The sequence below is a fragment of the Streptomyces montanus genome (assembly GCF_005786655.1).
In the GTDB taxonomy this organism is placed as follows: Bacteria; Actinomycetota; Actinomycetes; order Streptomycetales; family Streptomycetaceae; genus Streptomyces; species Streptomyces sporangiiformans.
Genome location: NZ_VBZC01000059.1, coordinates 39103 through 59522 on the forward strand (window position 1 = coordinate 39103; position 20420 = coordinate 59522).

The 20420-nt window shown below is 71.0% G+C and carries 25 protein-coding genes; 11 read left to right on the forward strand and 14 right to left on the reverse strand.

Annotation, left to right across the window (positions count from 1 at the left end):
• The first annotated feature begins 195 nt into the window (after window positions 1-195).
• Window positions 196-1320 carry an NADH:flavin oxidoreductase gene (locus tag FE633_RS37245; protein ID WP_171060284.1) on the forward strand — a complete coding sequence of 375 codons (1125 nt, stop codon included), beginning with the start codon at window positions 196-198 and terminating at the stop codon, window positions 1318-1320.
• 94 nt (window positions 1321-1414) lie between these two features.
• Here FE633_RS37245 and FE633_RS37250 read toward each other — a convergent pair whose 3' ends face one another.
• Window positions 1415-1882, reverse strand: coding sequence for an SRPBCC family protein (locus FE633_RS37250; protein WP_138049582.1), 468 nt, complete (start codon window positions 1880-1882; stop codon window positions 1415-1417).
• 79 nt (window positions 1883-1961) lie between these two features.
• Between FE633_RS37250 and FE633_RS37255 the strand changes: the two genes are divergently transcribed.
• A complete protein-coding gene (locus tag FE633_RS37255; protein WP_138049583.1) occupies window positions 1962-2630 on the forward strand; it encodes a class I SAM-dependent methyltransferase in 669 nt (222 codons plus the stop codon).
• Between the two features lie 201 nt (window positions 2631-2831).
• Here FE633_RS37255 and FE633_RS37260 read toward each other — a convergent pair whose 3' ends face one another.
• From FE633_RS37260 to FE633_RS37270, 3 genes are all read right to left on the reverse strand, one after another.
• A complete protein-coding gene (locus FE633_RS37260; protein ID WP_138049584.1) occupies window positions 2832-3356 on the reverse strand; it encodes a DinB family protein in 525 nt (174 codons plus the stop codon).
• Between the two features lie 97 nt (window positions 3357-3453).
• Complete coding sequence (locus FE633_RS37265; RefSeq protein WP_138049585.1) at window positions 3454-3660, reverse strand: DUF397 domain-containing protein; 207 nt, start codon at window positions 3658-3660, stop codon at window positions 3454-3456.
• A complete protein-coding gene (locus FE633_RS37270; RefSeq protein WP_138049586.1) occupies window positions 3644-4483 on the reverse strand; it encodes a helix-turn-helix domain-containing protein in 840 nt (279 codons plus the stop codon). The genes FE633_RS37265 and FE633_RS37270 overlap by 17 nt, the downstream gene beginning before the upstream one ends.
• 114 nt (window positions 4484-4597) lie before the next feature.
• On the opposite strand from FE633_RS37270, the gene FE633_RS37275 reads away from it, so the two are divergent.
• Genes FE633_RS37275 through FE633_RS37285 form a run of 3 tightly spaced genes read left to right on the forward strand, consistent with a single transcriptional unit; the run spans window position 4598 to window position 5902 of the window.
• On the forward strand, window positions 4598-5005 hold the full coding sequence (locus tag FE633_RS37275; protein ID WP_138049587.1) for a hypothetical protein: 408 nt from the start codon (window positions 4598-4600) through the stop codon (window positions 5003-5005).
• A gap of 41 nt (window positions 5006-5046) precedes the next feature.
• Window positions 5047-5436 (forward strand): ArsR/SmtB family transcription factor, encoded by a 390-nt coding sequence (locus FE633_RS37280; protein ID WP_138049588.1) that lies wholly within the window; start codon window positions 5047-5049, stop codon window positions 5434-5436.
• The gene (locus FE633_RS37285; RefSeq protein WP_138049589.1) at window positions 5405-5902 is read left to right on the forward strand and encodes an SRPBCC family protein; all 498 of its coding nucleotides are present in this window, start codon (window positions 5405-5407) and stop codon (window positions 5900-5902) included. Before FE633_RS37280 ends, FE633_RS37285 begins: the two co-directional genes overlap by 32 nt.
• 30 nt (window positions 5903-5932) lie before the next feature.
• Here the strand turns inward: FE633_RS37285 and FE633_RS37290 are convergent, their stop codons facing one another.
• The 4 genes from FE633_RS37290 to FE633_RS37305 all read right to left on the reverse strand — a co-directional run bounded on the left by FE633_RS37290 (window position 5933) and on the right by FE633_RS37305 (window position 9402).
• A complete protein-coding gene (locus tag FE633_RS37290) occupies window positions 5933-6511 on the reverse strand; it encodes a hypothetical protein (protein WP_138049590.1) in 579 nt (192 codons plus the stop codon).
• Window positions 6512-6597: 86 nt separating this feature from the next.
• Window positions 6598-7434: an aldo/keto reductase gene (locus FE633_RS37295; RefSeq protein ID WP_138049591.1), complete on the reverse strand. Its 837-nt coding sequence runs from the start codon at window positions 7432-7434 to the stop codon at window positions 6598-6600.
• Window positions 7435-7474: 40 nt separating this feature from the next.
• Entirely contained in the window at window positions 7475-8425 is a 951-nt protein-coding gene (gene murQ / locus FE633_RS37300; RefSeq protein WP_138049592.1) for an N-acetylmuramic acid 6-phosphate etherase, read from the reverse strand.
• Between the two features lie 50 nt (window positions 8426-8475).
• A complete protein-coding gene (locus FE633_RS37305; RefSeq protein WP_138049593.1) occupies window positions 8476-9402 on the reverse strand; it encodes a MurR/RpiR family transcriptional regulator in 927 nt (308 codons plus the stop codon).
• A gap of 158 nt (window positions 9403-9560) precedes the next feature.
• Between FE633_RS37305 and FE633_RS37310 the strand changes: the two genes are divergently transcribed.
• Both FE633_RS37310 and FE633_RS37315 read left to right on the forward strand, forming a co-directional pair.
• Window positions 9561-9962: a hypothetical protein gene (locus tag FE633_RS37310; protein WP_138049594.1), complete on the forward strand. Its 402-nt coding sequence runs from the start codon at window positions 9561-9563 to the stop codon at window positions 9960-9962.
• A complete protein-coding gene (locus FE633_RS37315) occupies window positions 9959-10231 on the forward strand; it encodes a DUF4031 domain-containing protein (protein ID WP_138049595.1) in 273 nt (90 codons plus the stop codon). Before FE633_RS37310 ends, FE633_RS37315 begins: the two co-directional genes overlap by 4 nt.
• A gap of 54 nt (window positions 10232-10285) precedes the next feature.
• Here FE633_RS37315 and FE633_RS37320 read toward each other — a convergent pair whose 3' ends face one another.
• The 3 genes from FE633_RS37320 to FE633_RS37330 form a co-directional block, all read right to left on the reverse strand.
• Window positions 10286-11356, reverse strand: a complete 1071-nt coding sequence (locus FE633_RS37320; RefSeq protein WP_138049596.1) for a GNAT family N-acetyltransferase — start codon at window positions 11354-11356, stop codon at window positions 10286-10288.
• 18 nt (window positions 11357-11374) lie between these two features.
• Entirely contained in the window at window positions 11375-12595 is a 1221-nt protein-coding gene (locus FE633_RS37325; protein WP_171060285.1) for a Cmx/CmrA family chloramphenicol efflux MFS transporter, read from the reverse strand.
• A gap of 103 nt (window positions 12596-12698) precedes the next feature.
• Window positions 12699-13361 carry an HD domain-containing protein gene (locus FE633_RS37330; protein ID WP_138049598.1) on the reverse strand — a complete coding sequence of 221 codons (663 nt, stop codon included), beginning with the start codon at window positions 13359-13361 and terminating at the stop codon, window positions 12699-12701.
• A gap of 42 nt (window positions 13362-13403) precedes the next feature.
• Between FE633_RS37330 and FE633_RS37335 the strand changes: the two genes are divergently transcribed.
• The 3 genes from FE633_RS37335 (at window position 13404) to FE633_RS37345 (ending at window position 15656) form a co-directional block, all read left to right on the forward strand.
• The gene (locus FE633_RS37335) at window positions 13404-14081 is read left to right on the forward strand and encodes a maleylpyruvate isomerase family mycothiol-dependent enzyme (protein WP_138049599.1); all 678 of its coding nucleotides are present in this window, start codon (window positions 13404-13406) and stop codon (window positions 14079-14081) included.
• 57 nt (window positions 14082-14138) lie between these two features.
• The gene (locus FE633_RS37340) at window positions 14139-14828 is read left to right on the forward strand and encodes a copper homeostasis protein CutC (RefSeq protein WP_138049600.1); all 690 of its coding nucleotides are present in this window, start codon (window positions 14139-14141) and stop codon (window positions 14826-14828) included.
• 117 nt (window positions 14829-14945) lie between these two features.
• On the forward strand, window positions 14946-15656 hold the full coding sequence (locus FE633_RS37345) for a YqeB family protein (protein WP_246114007.1): 711 nt from the start codon (window positions 14946-14948) through the stop codon (window positions 15654-15656).
• Between the two features lie 40 nt (window positions 15657-15696).
• On the opposite strand, the gene FE633_RS37350 is transcribed toward FE633_RS37345, so the two are convergent.
• Complete coding sequence (locus FE633_RS37350) at window positions 15697-17727, reverse strand: HelD family protein (protein WP_138049602.1); 2031 nt, start codon at window positions 17725-17727, stop codon at window positions 15697-15699.
• 354 nt (window positions 17728-18081) lie between these two features.
• Here FE633_RS37350 and FE633_RS37355 point away from each other — a divergent pair, with 354 nt between their 5' ends.
• Window positions 18082-18282, forward strand: a complete 201-nt coding sequence (locus tag FE633_RS37355) for a hypothetical protein (protein ID WP_138049603.1) — start codon at window positions 18082-18084, stop codon at window positions 18280-18282.
• Between the two features lie 49 nt (window positions 18283-18331).
• Here the strand turns inward: FE633_RS37355 and FE633_RS37360 are convergent, their stop codons facing one another.
• Window positions 18332-19981 carry a DNA repair helicase XPB gene (locus tag FE633_RS37360; protein ID WP_138049604.1) on the reverse strand — a complete coding sequence of 550 codons (1650 nt, stop codon included), beginning with the start codon at window positions 19979-19981 and terminating at the stop codon, window positions 18332-18334.
• Between the two features lie 108 nt (window positions 19982-20089).
• The coding region (locus tag FE633_RS37365) for a WYL domain-containing protein (protein ID WP_138049605.1) at window positions 20090-20420 on the reverse strand (331 nt) is incomplete at its 5' end.

A 20420-nucleotide genomic window follows, 5' to 3' on the forward strand; every position in this document is an offset into this window, starting at 1 on the left:
TCACGGATCGGCGGTTCACCGCAGTACGCGACCGAGGGCGGCACCCCTGCTTCCAGGGGTGCCGCCCTCGGGCGTATCCGGGATCACAGTGAGGCGGGGCGGAATGGCGGAATGCCATGCCGCGTGGGGCGGTTGACGCAGGCGCAAGTCAATGCATGCGCACATACCGACCGTTACCTTTCGAGGAGCCCTCGCGTGACCCTCACTGCCTCCGCCGACCGCGCGGCCCAGATCCTGTCCCGGCCCGTCTCGCTGAACGGCCTGACCGTCCCGAACCGCATCGCGATGGCGCCCATGACGCGACAGTTCTCGCCCGGCGGCATCCCCGGCGAGGACGTCGCCTCGTACTACGCGCGCCGCGCCGCGGCGGGCGTGGGCCTCATCGTCACCGAAGGCACGTACGTCGGCCATGAGTCGGCCGGGCAGAGCGACAGCATCCCGCGCTTCCACGGCAAGGAGCAGCTCGCGGGCTGGGCCAAGGTGGCGGAGGCCGTGCACGCGGCCGGCGGGAGGATCGTGCCGCAGCTGTGGCACATCGGCATGGTGCGCCAGGCGGGCGAGCCCCCGTTCGCGGACGCCCCGGCGGTCGGCCCCTCCGGCCTGCGCCTCGACGGCACGCCCGGCACCGGCAAGGAGATGACCCAGCAGGACCTGGACGACGTCATCGCCGCCTTCGCCGAGGCCGCGGCCGAAGCGGAGCGCATCGGCTTCGACGGCGTCGAACTGCACGGCGCGCACGGCTACTTGATCGACCAGTTCCTGTGGTCCGGCACCAACCGCCGTACGGACGCGTACGGCGGCGACCTCGTCGCCCGCACGAAGTTCGCGGCGGAGATCGCGGCGGCGGTGCGGGACTCGGTGTCCCCGGACTTCCCCATCCTCTTCCGCTACTCCCAGTGGAAGCAGGAGGCGTACGACGCGAAGCTCGCCGAGACCCCGGAGGAACTGGAGGCGCTGCTGACCCCGCTGGCCGCAGCCGGCGTGGACGCCTTCCACGCGTCCACGCGCCGCTACTGGCTCCCGGAGTTCGAGGGCTCGGACCTCACCCTCGCCGGCTGGACGAAGAAGCTCACGGGCAAGCCCACCATCACCGTCGGATCGGTCGGCCTGGACGGCGACTTCATCCGCGCGTTCGCCGGCGAGGGCTCGCCGGTCAAGGGCATCGACGACCTGCTGGACCGCCTGGAGGCCGACGAGTTCGACATGGTGGCCGTGGGCCGTGCCCTGCTCCACGATCCGCAGTGGGCGGCAAAGGTGCTGGACGGCCGCTTCGACGAACTGGCACCGTACGACGCGGCTTCGCTGGGGTCGCTGAGCTGAGCGGTTCCCCGTTTTCCGTTGCCGGCGGCGGCCCGTTTCGGTGCGGGCCGCAGCCGGTTGAGTACCTCGCGACTCTGTGCCCCCGTGCCTGCTCTCAGGAGTTCTCCTTCTGTCGTTGGATGTACTCCTTGGCCAGCCGTACCTCTTCCTGTACGTCGGCGGTCAGCGGGCGCCGGAGCAGGGGCTCCGCGAGCCATCGCAGTGGGGGCAGGAAGCGGAAGTTGAGGGTGCGTATGAGGCGGGTCCCGTCCTCGACCGGGGTGCAGACGAAACTGGCGTCGAAGTCGGACGCCAGCCGCGTCAGCCTGTTGGCGGGTGGCGGGGCGAGTTCGATGTCGATGCGGTGGCCGGGGGTCAGCCGCATTCGGGCCACCGTCCGTGGGGCCGGGAGGCCTGCCAGTCTGGGCCGGAACGCGAACTCGAGGAGGTTTCCGTCGCGCCGGGTCCACAGAACGGGGCGGAGCTTGCGGTCGACCAGCGCGTACCGCTCGACGTCCATCACGAAGTCGAGCAACTCGTCCGGTGTGCAAGGAAAAATCTCGGTGGCCTCGACCTTGAGCATGCCGTCACGCTAGTGGCGTTTGCCGTGGTGTTGAAACGGCTGGGGCCGGTCGGTTCCTGCGCTCTGGTCGAATGGCCGTATGACGAACCCGCGGTACCGCCTCCTGCAAGCGCTGCATTGCTTCAACGCGGCGCATCCCTGGGACCACAACGCGCACTACCACCCGTGGATCCTGCGGCAGTTGCCCCGGCGTTTCGACCGTGCGCTGGATGTCGGGTGCGGGAGTGGTGATCTGGCGCGGCTGTTGGCAGTGCGGGCGGCGGAGGTGCACGGGATCGACGCTGATCCGGAGATCGTCGACCGGGCACGGGAGTTGACTCCGGCTGGCTCTTCGGCGGCTCCGGTGACCTACACCGTCGCGGATGCGCTGGACGCGGGCCCTGGCGGGTCGTACGACGTCATCACCTGCGTTGCCGTCCTCCACCACCTGCCGCTGAGCGAGGCGCTCGCGCGGTTCCGTGCGCAACTGAGGCCTGGGGGAACGCTGGTGGTGGTCGGACTGGCTCGCGAGGAGACCGTCGGGGACTATCTGCTCGGCCTTGCCTCCGTCCCGGCGAACGTCGCGGTGGGCTGGGCCAAGAGCAGGGGGCGTACGGTCCAGCGGCCGGTCTCCATGACCGCGGTGACCCGGCCGGCGGAGGCGAGCTTCGGCGACATCGTCCGGGAGGTGCGGCGCGTGCTGCCCGGTGCCCGGCTGCGTCGTCGGCTGTTCTGGCGGTACACGCTCGTCTGGCGTCTGGCGTCCTGAGCGCGGCCGACGGGTTCGCGTCGATCTGCACCGTCAACGAGGTTGGACCGGATCCGTCCATGCAGAGCCATCGGCCCGCCAGGCATACCCTCCGCGAAAGCGTGAACACTTTCATGCAAAGTGTTCACGCTTTCGCAGCTGGTGCCCCGGGCAGAGGGGGTGTGGCCAACAGCGTCGTGCTGCTTGAGCCTCGGGCGCAGGTCAGCCCATGCTCTTGGCTCCGTCCAGGGACTCTCGGATGATGTCGGCGTGGCCAGCGTGCTGTGCGGTTTCGGCGATGATGTGCAACAGCACCCTGCGGGCCGACCACTGTGCCTCGGCCTCGAACCACGGTGCCTTGGGCAGCGGATGGGCGGCGTTCAGGTCGGGCAGCGCGGCTACCAGTTCGTCCGTCCGGTCCGCCGTCTCCGCGTAGTCGGCCAGCACGCCGGTCAGCGTCTCGCCGGGCAGCATCCGGAACTCGTCGGCCCGCCGGGCCCAGTCGGCCTCGGTCATGGCGGTGAAGTCGCCCATCGCCGACGGGCCGTTCAGGATGAAGTCCACCCATTTGCCTTCCGCCGATGTGACGTGCTTGATCAGGCCGCCGAGACACAGTTCGCTGGCGGTGGTTCGCTGCCCGGCCTGCTCGTCGGTGAGGTCACGGGTGGTCAAGCGCAGGAAATGCCGGTGCTTGGCCAGCGTCTCCAGCAGGTCGGTGCGCTCGTCGGTGATCAGGGTGTCGGTCATGGTGTGGGCCCTCCGTGGATTGCTGTTCCGTCGGTAGACCACACGCTAGGAGTCATGTAGGTCAGGTCTTGACCTATTGACCCCTTGATTGGTCGCGTTAGTCGCGCTTCAGGTTTTCGACGAACGCGGACCACGCCTCCCCTCGGAACACGAGCTTTGGACCAAGGGGGTTCTTGGAGTCTCGGACGGGAGCGAGGGTGGGGAAGTCGGGTGTTACTTCCAGGCAGTCGCCGCCGCTGCCACCGCTATAGCTGGACTTGTGCCAAGTGGCCGCGTCCAGTGCGAAATCAACAATGCTCGTCATGGGCGTAATCCTGCGCCACAGCCTCGATCAGGGCCAGGGAGTTCGCCGACGAGAGTGCTGAGGCTGTGAGGAGTTCGTACGTGAACCTCTGGTGCCTCACGGTGGTCGGGTCGTCCTCCAGCCGTCCGGTGCCGATGCCTTCGAAGTAGACCAGCGGAGGAGCGTCCTCGAAGTCCATCAGCTTGATGGCGCCTTCCAGGGCTGGGTGAGCCCCCGCCTCGAACGGCAGTACCTGCACGATGATCCGGTTCCGGTGAATCAGGCCGATGATGTGGCGCAAGGCCTCCACCATCACCTGGGGCCCACCTGTCACTCGGCGCAGTCCAGCTTCGTCAATCACCGTCCACAACAACGTCCCCGTTGGATCGTCGAGGATGCGAGCCCGTTCCATTCGGGCCGCCACCAACTCGTCGATCGCCTCGTCCGGAGCCGTCGGCTGGTACGCGCGCAATACGGCCCGTGCGTACGCCGGCGTCTGGAGCAGGCCGGGGATCAGGAGTGGCGCGTACTGCCTGATCGCCGTGGCGGCGGCCTCCGCCTCCGCCGCCTCCGCGAAGTGCTCCGGATACTTGGACTTGGCCGCCGCCCCACAGTTCCGCTGGAAGAAGTCCTCCGTGCCCAGGACTTCGTCCAGCATCCGTGCGTACTCCCGCTGCATCCGCCGCGTGCCCGCCTCCAACTGGCCGATGAACGAGCCGCTCACGAAAAGTCGTTGGCCCAACTCCTCCTGGCTGAGGTCGGCCTTCTCGCGTGCGTGGCGCAGTTCCGCGCCCAGCAGGGCGCGCGGTGACGACGACGGATCGAGGTCCTTCGGTCCTGGCATGGCAACTCCCGGTCTCACAACAGAGGTTGTTGGGACGCCCTGTCTGGCCAGGTTAGGCGTGCTGTCGACACGCTGTGTTGCGAATCATCAACTCAACGTGGAGGTAGTACGGGCGTGCGATCGACCGAGGAAGTCGTGGAGTCGTTGCGGGAGGCACTCGTGGGTGTGGGTGTCGCGCTGCCGTCGTTGGGCGTGGATCCGGTGACCGGCGCGAGCGACGAGCCGTTCGCTCTCGTCGACCTGGGGCGTTGCAACGTGCGTACGGCCGAGCGGCTGGCCTCGGTGTTGCGCGGGGAGAGGCCGGCGGTCGGTGCGCACGTCGTGGACGTACGGGACGGGCGGATCGGCGAGGTGGTGGGGCATGTCGGCGGCGGGGTGCGGCTGCGGCCCGTCGGGGGTGGGCGGGAGTGGGACTGTCCGCCGGACGCGCTGCGCGAGGCGTCGCCGGGGGAGGTACTGCGGGCGCGGCTGCGGCACGCCGAGCGGCAGACGCGGATCGGCGGGGCCGGGCGGTTGCCCTGAGGGGTTGCGGGGGGTCGTGGTGCTCGGTAACGTACAACTCAATGGTTGTACGTCAGGAATCCATCGACCGCGCCGATCGCCTCTTCCAGGCCTTGGGCGATGCGACGCGGCGCGAGATCGTGGCCCTCACCCTGACCGGTGATCACTCGGTCTCCGAGCTCGCCCGGCGGTTCCCGATGAGCTTCGCGGCCGTCCAGAAGCACGTGGCGGTGCTGGAGCGTGCCGGGCTGGTCATCAAGGAGCGGCAGGGACGGGAGCAGCGGGTGCGAGGCAACGCGGACGCCCTGAGCGAGGTTCATCGGCTGCTGGACCAGTTGACGGCCGTGTGGCGAGGGCGCATCGACCGGATCGGCGAGATCCTCGCCGATCCCGACCCAGAAGACGGCAAGGAGCAAGCGCATGACCGTGATCGACGTCCAGAAGAACCCTGAAGCCCTCACGCTGACGCTCACCGCGCGGTTCGACGCGCCACCGGCGAGGGTGTGGCAGGTCTGGCAGGACCCCCGCAAGCTCGAGCGGTGGTGGGGCCCGCCGACCTATCCCGCGACCGTGGTCGACCATGAACTGAAGCCCGGCGGTGCGGTCACGTACTTCATGACCGGGCCGGAAGGCGACAAGCACCACGGCTGGTGGCGCGTCCGGTCCGTCGAAGCCCCGTACGGGCTGGAGTTCGAGGACGGCTTCGCCGACGACGCCGGCCGCCCCAACCCCGACATGCCCACGATGAGTGTCCGCGTGCGTCTCACCGCGGACGGTGAGACGAGCACCGTGATGACGGTCGAGAGCACCTTCCCCACCGCCGAGGCGATGGAGCAGCTGGTGTCCATGGGCATGGTCGAGGGCATCACCGCGGCCATGGGCCAGATCGACGCGCTGCTGGCAGACTCCGCCGCTTGACGAGGAGGATCCCGTGGCGGCCGTGTGCGGCTACAGATTTCCCATCGGCTCGATGTCGATCCGCACCGGCTCGCCCCACACCCGCAGTACCTCGTAGTCCGTGAACTCGTGGACCAGGCGGTACGCCGACGCCGGGCGTGGGCCCCGACGTCGGGCGGCGAGGTAGAGCTCGGCCTCGTGGCGGTCGCGGCGTGGGGTGCCGCAGAGCTGCCAGGCCTGGCCGTTCCAGGCTTCGGGGAGCCAGCGCTGCTGGGGCTGGGGGCGGTCGGCGCGTACCCCGTAGCGGGACGGGGTGGGGGCGGCCGGGCCGGTGGGCCTGGGCGAACCGTATGTGCTGTTGACCTCGGTGCGGCGGGCGGCGCGGCGGCGGGTCTCGCAGAGCAGGCAGAGGTCGGGGGCGTCCTCGTCGACCGGGCCGTTCGGGTGCTCGGCGCAGCGTGTGGTGGGCGCGGCGGTCGTGACCGTCTCGTCGAGCAGGTCCAGGGCGCGTTTCAGGTCGGCCTTGGCCTCGTGCAGCTTCGCGTCGGGCGTGGCGGTCGTCAGGGACTCGCCGTGCTCACCGAGAAGGCGCAGGGCGCGGCCGAGGGCGGTCAGTTGAGCGTGGTTCACCGTGGTCGGTCTCCTCCCCGGGCGGTGCCGTACGGACATGGACGAGCATCGCACGTGCCACTGACAGCGGGGCCGCACCCGCCGGGTCAGCCGGTCTCGGCCGGCCCGTCGAGGCGGGCGCGCTGGGCCGGGGTCAGGCGCAGGTCGGCCGCGGCGAGGTTCTCCTCCAGGTGGTCCGTCCGGGCGGTGCCCGGGATCGGGAGGACGACCGGTGAGCGGTCGAGGAGCCAGGCGAGGGCGACCTGGGTGGGCGTCGCGCCGAGTTCGGCCGCCACGGCGGCGACCTCGGCCGTCGCACCCGCCGTTCCGTGCGCGACGGGCCGCCACGGCAGGAACGCGATGCCCGCCGCCGCGCACGCTTCGAGTACCGGCTCGTGCTCGCGGTCGAGCAGGTTGTAGCGGTTCTGCACGCTCGCGATGTCGACGATCTCCCGCGCCCGGTCGAGTTCGGCGACGGTGACCTCGGACAGCCCGATCCGGCCGATCTTGCCCTCGGTCCGCAGCTCCCGCAGGGTGCCCAGCTGGTCGGCGAGCGGCGTCTCGGGGTCGATGCGGTGCAGTTGGAGCAGTTCGACGCGGTCGACGCGGAGCCGGCGGAGGGCCTCGTCGACCTGGGCGCGCAGGACGTCCGGCCGCCCGTCCAGCCCCCACTCGCCGGACGGCGACCGTGTCACGCCGACCTTGGTGGTGACGAGCAGTTCCTCCGGGTACGGGTGCAGGGCGTCGGCGAGGAGTTCCTCGTTCGCTCCCCAGCCGTACATATGGGCGGTGTCGATCAGTGTGACGCCCAGCTCCACGGCCCGCCGGGCGACCGCGAGGGAGGCCTTGCGGGCGTCGCCGGGTTCGGTCGGCAGCTTCATGGCGCCGAATCCGAGCCGCCGCACTTCCAGATCCCCGCCGATGCGGAACGTGGTCGGTGTCATCCGCCGTTCTCCTCCCCCTTGGTCAAGGGGGCAACAGTAGTCAGCGGGCGGTCGCCGCCTCCAGCGCCGCCCGCAGATGCCCCTTGCTCTCCTCCAGGAGGCGAGCCGCCGTGGGTCCGTCCACTCCGCCGATGATGGTGAGGATGGCGTTCTTGACCTCGCCGTCCGTCGCGGCGAGGGCGCGTTCGATCTCGTCGTCCGACGCTCCGGTCGCCAGGGCGACGATGCGGCGCGAGCGGGCCCGGAGTTTCTCGTTCGAGGCGCGGACGTCGACCATCAGGTTCCCGTACGTCTTGCCCAGGCGGATCATCGTGATCGTCGAGATCATGTTGAGGACCAGCTTCTGGGCCGTGCCCGCCTTCAGCCGTGTCGAGCCGGTCAGCAGCTCCGGGCCCACGACGATCTCGATGCCGTGGTCGGCGGCCGCCGCGAGCGCGCTGTCCGCGTTGCAGGACAGTCCGATCGTCAACGCCCCTCGTGAGCGGGCGTGCTGGACCGCGCCGATCGCGTACGGGGTGCGGCCGGAGGCCGAGACGCCGACCACCGTGTCGTCGGCGGTGATGTCCAGGGCGTCCAGGTCCTCGGCCGCCAGCTCCTTGGAGTCCTCGGCGCCCTCGATCGAGTTGACCGTGGCGCTCGGCCCGCCCGCGATCAGGCCGACGACCTCGGACGGGTCCGTGTTGAAGGTGGGCGGGCACTCCGAGGCGTCGAGGATGCCGAGGCGGCCCGCGGTGCCCGCACCGGCGTAGATCAGACGGCCGCCGCGCGCCATACGGTCCGCGGTGGCGTCGATCGCGGCGGCGATGAGCGGAAGCCGCTCGGCCACGGCGACCGGTACGGTCGCGTCCTCGCCGTTCATGATCTTCGCGATCGCGAGGGTGGGCAGCCGGTCGATCTCGGAGAGCTCGGGACGGAACGCCTCGGTGGTCAGCGTTTCCAACTCCGCGCGCACATCACGGCGGTGGGAGGAGGCGTCGGCGGTGGAGGTCATGGGGGGTGGCTCTTTCCGGTGCGCGTTCAAGTGTCGGTTCCGGTGTCCGCTCAGCGCCGGGAGCCGCCGCGTGCATGGTGCCGGTGGGCCAGTGCCTCGTACGAGGCGGACAGGGCCGGCGCCGCGGTCTCGTAGGTCCGCTGGGCGACTCCGATGAACAGGCAGTCCACGACCAGCAGTTGACTCGTACGGGACGACATGGCCGCCGGGCGCAGCTCGCTCTCGCGGGCCGTGGACGTGGTGAGGACGTGGTCGGCGTACTGGGAGACGGGTCCATGGGGGCGTCCGGTGATCGCGATCGTCGTCGCACCGCGCTCGAAGGCGACGCGCAGCGGCTCGATGACGTCCCCCGTCGATCCGGAGTGCGTGATCGCGATCGCCACGTCCTTGGCGCGCAGCTGCACGGCGTTGGTGACCGCGAGGTGCGGGTCGCTGAACGCGTGGGCTATGAGGCCGATGCGCAGGAGCTTCTGGTGGAGGTCCTGGGCGACCAGTCCGGAGGCGCCGATGCCGTAGACGTCGATGCGGCGGGCGGCCGCGAGCGCGGAGACGGCGGCACCGAGCTGGGTCGTGTCCAGTCCGGCCGCGGTGTCGGCGAGGGTCTGCTGCTCGTCGTACGCCAGCTTCGCCACGACGTCCGCGATCGGGTCGTCGACCGCGATGTCGGCCGTGACGGCGGGGGCCCGGCCGGACTGCTGCTGGGCGGCGAGGCCCGCGAGGGCCAGGCGCAGGTCGCGGTAGCCGGGGTAGCCGAGGAGGCGGGCGGTGCGGACCACCGTCGCCTCGCTGGTGCCGGTGAGCTCGGCGAGGCCGGTGACCGTGAGGGCCGCGCAGCCGGCCGGATCCCCGGCGACGGTCTCGGCGACCCGCTGCATCGAGCGGGTCATCGACGGGGCGAGCGTGCGCACCTTGGCCGCGAGGGCGGCCGGGGCGGGCGGCGCCTCACCTGCGAAAATTTCCTTCACGTCTGGTGTCACACATGAAAGATATTTTCGCCCACGCACCCGGTCAAGAGGGGGACCCGACGCGAGTGGATGACACATTCCGGGAAAGTGTCATCCATTTTCGGCAAGGGTGTCGGTAGGGGCCAGGGCAGGTTCGTGCCCGAGTTGTGCGCCTGGCGCACAATGGTCCCATGGACTTCCCGGACTCCCCGCCCCCTGTCGGTCCCTTGGAACAGGCGCTGCACGCGGCCCGCGCGCTCGTGCTCGCCGATCTCGTCGCGGGCCAGGTCGCCGAGGCCGATGTCGTCTCGCTCGTCGAGGAGTCGGTCGTACAGCGACGCTGGTGGGTGGAGCAGTGGCCGGAGGGTGCCGCGTACGTGGCGGGGCTGGTCGCCCAGGACGTACAGGACGCGCTGCTCGACCGGTACGGGCGCTGGCCCCTGTGCCCCGTCTGCGGCGCCGGCGACCCGCACGCCCTCGACGTCGAACCGGAGTTGGGGCCCGATCCGCACTGGGTGTGCCACAAGGCGGGCGTGAAGGTCTCCGCCGTGGGCTCGCTCGGCACCGCGGCCGGCGGGGCGCCCTCCTCGTGACGGTCTACATCGACCCGCCCGTCTGGCCGGGCCACGGCCGCATGTGGTCCCACCTGATCAGCGACGTCTCGTACGCCGAACTGCACCGGTTCGCCGCGGAGCTGGGCGTGCCGAGCCGGGCCTTCGAGCGGGACCACTACGACATTCCCTCGCACCGGTACGCGGACGCCGTGCGGGCCGGAGCGGTCGAGGTGAGCAGCCGCGAGGTGGTGCGGCTGCTCAACGAGGCGGGACTGCGCAGACCCAAGGGGCGCACGCAATCCCGCTGAGCGGCCGGATCAGACCCGGATCCGGATCAGAGCCGGAACCGGACCAGAGCCTGGTCAGTCCTTGCGGAGCTCGTACACGTACTGCTCGTCGCCCTCGCTCACCCGGGTGAAGCCCGCACGCGAAACCACGCCCTGGGAAGGGGTGTTGTCGTGGTCGACGGTCGCGATCAGCCGCTTCATGTCGTCGCGCTCCAGCGCCCACGCGGACAGCGCGCGCAGCGCCTCCGTGGCGTAGCCGTTGTTGCGGGCCGCCTCCACCACGTCGTAGCCGACCTCGACATGGCCCATCTCGTCGGGGGCGGAGTGGAAGCCCATGCCGCCGACGGCGCGGCCGTCCTCCGCGCGCACGAGGACGAACACGCCCCACTGAGGGCGGTGCACTCCGGTCTCGTACGCCTTCACGACCATCCCGGCGGCGAAGCGCGTGCCCTCGCAGGGGCCGCCCTCGATCCACTCGAAGCCGCCCGTGCCGCCGGCCTGCAGATCGGCCGCGGCGGCGGGCGTGACCCCCTGCAGGGTGAGCCGCTCGGCGGGGATCACCACATTGTTGTTCCAGCGCCACTCGGTGACCGGGGCGCGGCCGGGCAGCTCGCCGCGGCCGGTCGCCCACAGGAGCGTGCGCCAGTGGTCGGGGCCGGGCCGGATGTGCGGAAAGATCCGGGTGAGGACGTCCTCGCACAGCTGGGCCGGGGCCTCGTACGCGATCCCCAGCCCCTCGGCGATGTCATGCGTGTGCAGGAGCACTTCGGCGACACCCATCGCGGCGAAGCCCTCGCGGTTCGCGCTGCGGAAGGGGTACGGGTGGAAGGCCCGTGCCTCGCGCGGTGCGGTGCGGACGGCGGCCGCGAGCAGGGCGCCGGTCGCCTCGATCACGTCCAGGACGTCCTCGACGCCCTCGCACTCGTCGAAGGTGATGTCGAACGGTACGTACCGGTCGGTGGGGCGCCCCGCCAACTGCCCCGCGTACGCGATGAGGTCCGACGCGATGTGCTCCGCCGTCCTGCGACAACTCCAGTCGAGACGGCCCGCGTTCACGCTCCAGTCCCGTTCCCCGGCCGCTGTCCGCAGTAACGCCACGGCGCCCGCGACGGCCTCCTCCACCTGATCCCCACCCATGTCTCGCATGGCGGTGACGATAGGTGATCAGTTCGCGGAATGGGACTGATTAACCGACTCCCCGGCCGGGGCGGGCGCGGCTCCGATGACGACCCGGGAGGCCGTACGCCGATGAAGCCGCAGGGAGACCAGAGTGGCCGCCCCGGCCGTGACCATCAGGACCGCACCGGCCCACGCGGTCGAGGCGTAGCCGAAGCCCGCGTCGATGACGGCGCCGCCGAGCCAGGGGCCGCCCGTGTTGCCGAGGTTGAAGGCGGCCGTGGTGGTGGCGCCGGCCAGGGTGGGAGCCGCTCCGGCCACGTTGAACATCCGGGCGTTCAGGGCGGGAGCCGTGTAGAAGGCCGAGACGCCGAGGAGGAGGGAGAGGGCGACGGCGACGAACGCGTACTGGCCGAACAGGGCCAGGGTGATGAGCAGGACGGTCGATGCGGAGATGCCGGAGAGCAGCACCCCGAAGAGGTGCGCGTCCGCGATCCGGCCGCCGATCGTCGTACCGATGAGCGCGCCGATCCCGAACAGCGCGAGCACGGTGGGCACCCAGCCTTCCGCCAGGCCCGCCACGTCCGTCAACAGCGGCGCGAGATAGCTGAACGTGCAGAAGACGCCGCCCGCGGCGAACGCGATGAGCGAGATGGTGAGCCAGGTCTGGGGGTCCCGGTAGATCCGCAGCTCACGCCCCAGCTGGGGCTTCTCGTCGGGAACGGGAATAGCCGGGATGAGGGTGACCACCCCGACGAGGGCGATCGCGGAGGCGGCGGCCACCGCCCAGAAGGCGGAGCGCCAGCCCAGGTGCTCGCCGAGGAAGGCGCCCGCCGGGACGCCGAGGACGTTCGCGATCGACAGGCCGCCGATCATCACGGCCAGCGCGCGGGCGCGGGCGTTCACCGGCACCATCGCGATGGCCACGGCCGCGCCGACCGCCCAGAAGCCGGCGCAGGCCAGAGCGCTGATGACGCGTGACGCGAAGAGCACGGCGTAGGTCGGGGCGAGGGCGCCCGCGATCTGTCCCAGGCCGAAGATCGTGATGAGGCTGATCAGGGTGGTACGGCGCGGGAGGCGGAGCGTCGCCACGGCGAGCAGCGGCGCCCCCACCACCATCCCGATCGCGAAGGCCGATATCAGCAGACCGGCGCGTGGAATCGACACGTTCATGTCGTCCGCGATGGCCGGCAGCAGACCGGAGAGCATGAACTCGCTGGTGCCCAGCGCGAACACGGACAGGCCGAGGACGTAGACGGCTACGGGCATACCGGTGCGAGCGGGGGCGCGGGGGGAGGAGGGGGAGGGGGAGGGGGAAGGCATATTCATGGGCAACCGCCGGGAATACGGCGGCATTCCCGGCGCCGGTCGGTCACTTGGGGGTGTCGAGCAGCTGTTCCAGCTCGGCGCCGATGTTGTGGCGCGCCGGCGCCTCCCACTCCGCCGCCCCGTAAGGGGTGCGGAACAGCCGTGGGAGATCGAGGAGTTGACGCAGGATCGCCGCGCGGCCCTCGCGGAAGGCCTCGGACGGGACGAAGGAGTACTCCTCGCGGACGGCGGCCGTGTAGGCGGTGTACGTCCCCGGGGGCGCCGCCAGGATCGCCAGGTCGGCGTCGCAGAGGACCTGGCCGTTGTGGTCGTCGGCCGACGGGTCATGAGTGACCGTGAGGCGGACCAGACGGGCGACCTCGGCCGTGGCGGCGGGGGAGAGGCCGGCCTCGGGGAGCGCGCGTTCGGCGAGGCGCGCCGAGCGTTCCTCGTTCTCGGAGCGGTCGGGGAGGTACACCGCGTCGTGGAACCACGCCGCGAGGCGCACCAGGTCCGGATCGTCCGCGTACTTCTCGAGCACGTCGACGTGGTCCAGGACCGCCGTCAGGTGGTCGAGGGTGTGGTAGCGGCGCTGCGGCTCCGACCAGCGGGCGAGGAGGTTCTCGGCGTACTGGACGGGGTCCGGGGTGCTCGTGCCGGGGGTGTTGCCGCGGGCCCCTCGCAGGGCGTTGAGCCAGCGGGTGCGCAGGGCGTCGGAGTCGGCCATGGGGTCATTGTCGCGGTTCTTCACCGCGCCTAGCGTGAGCGCATGACTCCTGCCGATGCCCGCGCCACGGACGAACGAGACCCCGAACTGCCCGGACAGCTGCTGACGGCGGAACGCGACGTGCTGATTCCGCTGCTCAGGGCCCGCCCGGAGAGCGATTTCGCGCTGCGGACCTGTTGTCCGGGATGGACCGTGCGGCATGTGCTGACGCATTGCGGGGCGGCGTTGAGACGGGTGGTGGAGGGGCGGTTCGAGGAGGGCGTCTTCTCGCCCGAGTCGAACGACCGCGACATCGCCGAGCGCGACGGCTGGTCCGTGGCCCGGGTCGTCGACGAGCTGGAACGGGGGATGGGTGAGGCGGGCCCGGTGATCGCCAAGGCGGGCGGTGTCCTCGACGGGGTCGCCCTCGGCGAGTGGGTGCACGCCGGCGACGTACGGGAAGCCTTCGGTGAGCCGGGGGCCTACGCGGGGGAAAGCCTCCCGTACGCTCTGCCCCTCCTCGCCCGCCTCACCCGCGAACGGGGCCATCTGCCGCTGCACGCCGACCTCGACGACACGGACGAGCCGCTGCGGCTCGGTGACGTCTCCGGTGAACGGCCGCCGGCCCGGTACATCGGCGATGCGGCGACGCTCGTACGGCTGTATGCGGGGCGCCCCCTGGTGGGGACACGGTACGAGCTGGCCGGGGCGAGGGAGGGGGAGCTCAATATCTTCGGCTGACTCTTGGGCGTACTCTTGGATTGGACTAGACCTGTGCCGCCCAAGAGAAGAGGTCCCATGAGCGAGCGTGCAGTCCTGGAGGTGATCGCCCTCGATGCCGAGGACGCGGTGGCCGCCCAGACCGGGGGCGCGGATCGCCTCGAGCTGGTCACCGACATGGCGGCCGACGGGCTCACCCCGTCGGCCGGGACCTTCGCGGAGATCCGTGCCGCCGTCGACATCTCGCTGCGCGTGATGCTGCGGCTCGGGAACGGGTTCGCCGCCGGTGACGTCGGCGCCCTGGTGCGTGCGGCCCGGGAGCTGCGGGGTGAGGGCGCCGACGCGTTCGTGCTCGGGTTCCTCGACGCGGACGGCGGCGTGGACGTGGCCGCGGTGGAGCGGATCGTCGCCGAACTGGACGGCTGCCGCTGGACGTTCCACCGCGCGATCGACCGCGCCGCCGACCGTGACGCCCTGCGCAAACAGCTCGCGGACCTGCCGGGCCTGGACACCTACCTCACGGCGGGCTCGGCCACGGGCGTGGACGACGGCTTGCCGACACTGCTCACCGAGGCGGCCCGCCGCGGCGAACCCGGCTACGAGCCGCGGCTCCTGGTCGGCGGCGGCCTCCGCCTCGACCATGTCCCGCAGCTGCGCGCCGCAGGCATCGACGGCTTCCACATCGGCGGCGCCGCCCGCCCCGGCGGCTGGACACGACCGGTCTCCGCGGCCGCTGTCCGGGAGTGGCGGGCGGCGCTGGACGCGTAGCCGCCACAAACAAACCCGCATACCAAAGTCACAGGCGCCGTAGACCATCGGCTGATGACGGGTGCCCCGCCGCTCACCACACTGAGGGCTGCGCAGCAGAACACGGGTGGAGGGCGTATGAGGGTGGACATGCGGAAAGAGCCGGACGCACAGGCGGACCAGCCAACCGTGCTCGCCGAATCGGCCTGGTTCATCGTGGCCGTCTGTGTCGGGTGCGGAGCCGTACTCGGCGAGCTGGTCAGGCTGCTCGCGGGCTGGCTCGTGACCCTGCGCTGGGCGCCGTTCAAAGGACCGGCCAAGCTGTTGGAATCGATCCCCGAGCCGGGACTGACCATCGGTGCGGTGTCCGCCGGCGCGCTGCTGGGCCTGCTGCTGGCCTTCATCGCGCTGCACGAGTCGCTTTCCGTCAGCGTCTCCGACAGCCGTGTGGTGCTCACCGTCCGGGACACATCCCGGGAATTCGCGCGGGACGAGATCCGGCTGGCATTCCCGGACGGCAAACAACTCGTGCTGCTCGGCCGCGACAGCCAGGAACTCGCCCGGGAGGACTGCGATCTGAAGGTAGCGCGCCTCGTCGCCGCCTTCACCGAGCACGGCTACACCTGGGCGGACGCGGACCCGCACCGGGACGAGTTCCGGCGCTGGGTCCCGGGCACCCCGGGCCTGCCCGAGGGGGCGAACGCCCTGTTCAAGGCCCGCGAGAAGGCGCTCAACAAGCAGGACGACGCCGAAGACGCCCGGGAACTGCGGGGTGAACTGGCGAAACTCGGCGTCGTCGTGCGTGACGAGAAGAAGAGGCAGTACTGGCGGATGCCCCGCCGGCCCTGACGGATCCCGGTGAACCGGCTTTTGCGGATCCCGGTGCGGATCAGGCCAGTTGCGGCGGCAACGGCGCGGCGTGCGTCACGATCAGGCCCGAGACGGCTCGGGTCAGGGCCACGTACAGGCGGCGCAGGCCGGTTCGTTCGTCGGGCTCGCCGTCGACGACCGCCCGCGGCTCGTCCAGGACCACGTAGTCGTACTCGAGGCCCTTGGCCAGCGAGGCCGGTACAAGGGTCAGGCGGGACTCGGCCGTCGTCTCCTCGCCCGGGCCGAGGTAGCCGATGCCCGCCGCCGCGAGCGCATCGGCGAGGACGGGGACGCGCGCGTCGGCCGCGATCAGGCCGGTCGAGCCCTCGTGGGCCAGCAACTCCCGGCAGGCATCCACCACTTCGGTGTCGGCATCGATCGTACGTACCTCGAAGAAACCCGGGTTCTCCCGGACCGACGCCACCGGGGTGAGCCCCGGCGCGATGTGCGGGAGAAGCAGGGACGCGTACGTGATGACGTCCGTCGGGACGCGGAAACCGGCCGTCAGCTCCGCCACGACCGCCTCCCGCTTGCCGAGATGGGCGAGCGCCTCGTCCCAACTCCGCGTCGCCCAGGGCGTCGTACCCTGCGCCAGATCCCCGAGCACGGTCGCCGAACCGGTCGTGCAGCGCCGCCCCACCGCCCGGTACTGCATCGGCGACAGATCCTGTGCCTCGTCGAGGACCACATGCCCGAGCGAGTGCGTGCGCTGCACCAGATCGGTGGCCTCGTCGATCAACACGGCGTCCGCGGCGGACCACTTGGCGGATTTCGGCGACCGCCCGGGCCTGGCCCACAGGATCGTCTTCTGCTCGTCCTCGGTGAGGACTCCCTCCGCGTGTACGGCGAGGAAGTCGGCGTCGGAGAGCAGGCGCAGCACGAGCCGGGCGGGGTCGACCGGCGGCCAGATCGCCTTCACCGCCGCCTTCACGGCGGGGTTGCGGGCGACGGCGTCCTGCACGCGGTCGTCCGGTGCCTCGCCGGACCGCTCCATCTGGACGAGCACGGCGTGCGCGATGCGCTGCGGCAGGGCCTCGCGGGCGGCGCCGTAGCGGATGTCGCGGTCCAGCAACTCCTGGACGATCTCCTCCAGTTCGTACGCAGGAACCCGCCAGCGCCGCGAGCCGCGTACGACCACGACCGGCTCGGTCGGCAGGGTGACGTGCGAGCGCACGGCCCTGCTGAGGACCACCGCCATACGGGCGTCGCCCTTGACGACCGCGGCCGCCGCCTCGTCCGTGCCCCGCACCTCCACATGGGCGACCAGGTCGTCGACCGTCGCCTGCTTGACCTCCAACTCACCCAGGGCGGGCAGCACTTGCTCGATGTAGTGGAGGAAGGAGCGGTTCGGCCCGATGACCAGGGTGCCGGTGCGGGCTAGCCGCTCGCGGTGGGCGTAGAGGAGATACGCGACCCGATGGAGCCCGACCGCCGTCTTTCCGGTGCCCGGACCTCCCTGCACGCACAACGTGCCGCCCAGACCGCTGCGTACGATCTCGTCCTGCTCGGGCTGGATCGTCGCCACGATGTCGCGCATCGGGCCGACGCGCGGGCGCTCGATCTCCTGCTGGAGGAGCTTGCTGCTGACGGCCGCCTCGGACGGGTCGGAGAGGTGTTCGTCCTCGTACGCGGTGAGGTCACCGCCCGTGTACCCGAAACGGCGGCGCAGCGCGATGTCCATCGGGTCCTTCTTGGAGGCCCGGTAGAACGGCTGCGACACCGGCGCCCGCCAGTCGATGACCAGGGGGTCGCCGTCGGCGTCGTGCACGTGGCGGCGGCCGATGTGCAGTGTCTGATAGGCGGCCTCATCGGCGCCCGGCGCGTGCAGGTAGTCGAGACGGCCGAAGAACAGCGGGGTGTGGGCCAGGTCGGCGAGGGCCTTGATGCGTTCGTCGATCTGATGGGCGAGGGCCTCCGCGTTGACCCAGTTCGCGGTGACGTCTCGGATGTCGAGGGACTCGACGTCCTCGCGCATCGCGCGCAGGGCGGCGCGGGAGTGGGCGAGGTGGGCGCGCTCGCGGGAGAGGGGGGCGTCGGGCGGGGTGGACACGGCGGTTGCCTCCGGGGCCTGGGCCTGCTGAGTGGGTGTGCCTGGGGTGCGCCTCGTCGCCGTACGGCATGCGCTGGGATACGGCGGGGCTGCGGGGCCGTCCGGTTTCCGTGCGGGCGGCGGCGCTCCACGGAGGGAGGCGGGCAAGAGCGGAGATTCTAGGCGAGGGGCTGTCGGCGGAGCCAACGGATTTTCGCGAGCGCGCCCCTCCCAGCCCCTGCCAGCCCCTCCCAGGCCCTACTACCCCTAGTGGTTCCCCAGGGGGACAGGTACGCCCAGAGGCGTATGCCGGGGCCCCGGAGGTTCGGCCCACAGGCCGATGTCACGCCAATGGCCGAAAAGCATCATGGAGACATGAGCGCAGCAACCCTCAACCCAGCTTCCGGCCCCGCGCGGCACCGCCCGCCCTCCGGCGCCACCACCTACGACGACCGCGACCACCGCCATCTCCTGGGCGACGCCCTGCGCGCCGTCAAGGTCTTCGCGAGCACCGTGTTCGATGTGCTCGTGCTGGGTGAGTACGGCGAGGAAGCGGGCGTACGCCGCCGCCGGTGAGCCGGGTGAGCCGGGTGAGCGGCGCCTCGTCCGGCCGCGGCGGCGAGCTTCAGGCTCCTTCTTCCGCCAGCAGCTCGTCCGCGTCGACGATCCGGTACGCGTACCCCTGTTCCGCCAGGAAGCGCTGGCGGTGGGCGGCGAAGTCCTGGTCGATGGTGTCGCGGGCGACGACCGAGTAGAAGTGCGCCTGGTGGCCGTCGGCCTTGGGGCGCAGCACACGGCCGAGGCGCTGGGCCTCCTCCTGGCGCGAGCCGAACGTTCCCGAGACCTGGATCGCGACCGTCGCCTCCGGCAGGTCGATCGAGAAGTTCGCGACCTTCGAGACGACGAGCACGCTGATCTCGCCCTGCCGGAACGCCTCGAAGAGCTTCTCGCGCTGCGCGTTGGACGTCTCACCCTTGATGACGGGCGCGTCCAGGTGCTCGCCCAGCTCGTCGAGCTGGTCGATGTACTGGCCGATGACGAGGGTCTGCTGCCCGGCGAAGCGGCGCACCAGTGCCTCCGTGACTTTCCGCTTGGTGTCGGTCGTCGCGCAGTAGCGGTACTTCTCCTCGGTCTCGGCCGTCGCGTACGCCAGCCGCTCGGCGTCGGTGAGGTTCACGCGGACCTCGACACAGTCCGCGGGCGCGATGTAGCCCTGCGCCTCGATCTCCTTCCAGGGCGCGTCGAACCGCTTGGGCCCGATGAGCGAGAACACATCCGACTCGCGGCCGTCCTCCCGTACGAGCGTCGCGGTCAGCCCGAGGCGGCGGCGCGCCTGCAGATCCGCCGTGAACTTGAAGACGGGAGCCGGCAGCAGATGCACCTCGTCGTAGACGATCAGCCCCCAGTCGCGGGAGTCGAACAGCTCCAGATGCGGATAGACGCCCTTCCGCTTGGTCGTCAGCACCTGGTATGTGGCGATGGTGACCGGCCGGATCTCCTTCCTCGTACCGCTGTACTCGCCGATCTCGTCCGCGGTCAGCGACGTCCGCCGCACCAGCTCGTGCTTCCACTGGCGGGCCGAGACGGTGTTCGTGACGAGGATGAGCGTGGTCGCCTTCGCCTGAGCCATCGAACCGGCTCCGACCAGCGTCTTTCCGGCGCCACACGGGAGTACGACGACTCCCGACCCGCCGTGCCAGAAGTTCTGCACCGCCTGCTTCTGGTACGGCCGCAGCGCCCAGCCGTCCTCGGCCAGCTCGATCGGATGCGCCTCGCCGTCGACGTACCCGGCGAGGTCCTCGGCCGGCCAGCCCAGCTTCAGCAGCGTCTGCTTGATCTGCCCGCGCTCCGAGGGATGCACGGCGACGGTGTCCTGATCGATCCGGGCGCCCACCAGCGGGATGATCCGCTTCGAGCGCAGGATCTCCTCGAGTACGGGCCGGTCGGTGGTCGTGAGGACCAGACCGTGCGCCGGGTCCTTGGACAGGGTCAGCCGCCCGTACCGGTCCATCGTCTCCGCGACGTCGACGAGCAGCGCGTGCGGCACCGGATACCGGCTGAACTCCACGAGCGCGTCCACGACCTGCTCGGCGTCGTGCCCGGCGGCCCGCGCGTTCCACAGCCCGAGCGGCGTCACCCGGTACGTGTGGATGTGTTCGGGCGCCCGCTCCAGCTCGGCGAACGGCGCGATGGCCCGACGACAGTCGTCGGCCCGCTCGTGGTCGACCTCCAGGAGCAGGGTCTTGTCCGACTGGACGATGAGAGGTCCGTTCAACGTGCGTCCCTTTCTGCACGGCGGGCACCGAGGCGTGGGCGCTCGACCAAACGTCCAGTGTGCCTGATCCCGTACGCGTGTGGTGTGTCTCGGGACTCCGTTACGCGGTTACGCGGGGTCGTCCGCGAGTTCCGCGACGCCCGTGATGCGGTGCAGCGGGTAGGTGCGGACCTCGTCCGCCGTGTGGTCGTACGCCGTCACATAGCCGCCCTCGACGCGGACCGGCGCGATGACGCGCTGGCTGGCGGCGCCTTCGGCGTTGACGTAGCCGATCCACAGGGGCTCGCCGGTGAGGACGGCGGCCTGCATGGTGGCGAGGGTCTCGGCGGAGGTGGTGCGGGGGAGGGTGCCGCCGCGGGCCGCGGCCGGGGCCGGAGTGGGGACGGGGGACGGGGCGGGTTTGCGGGGCGTCGTGGACGCCAGGTCGCCGGCGCGGATG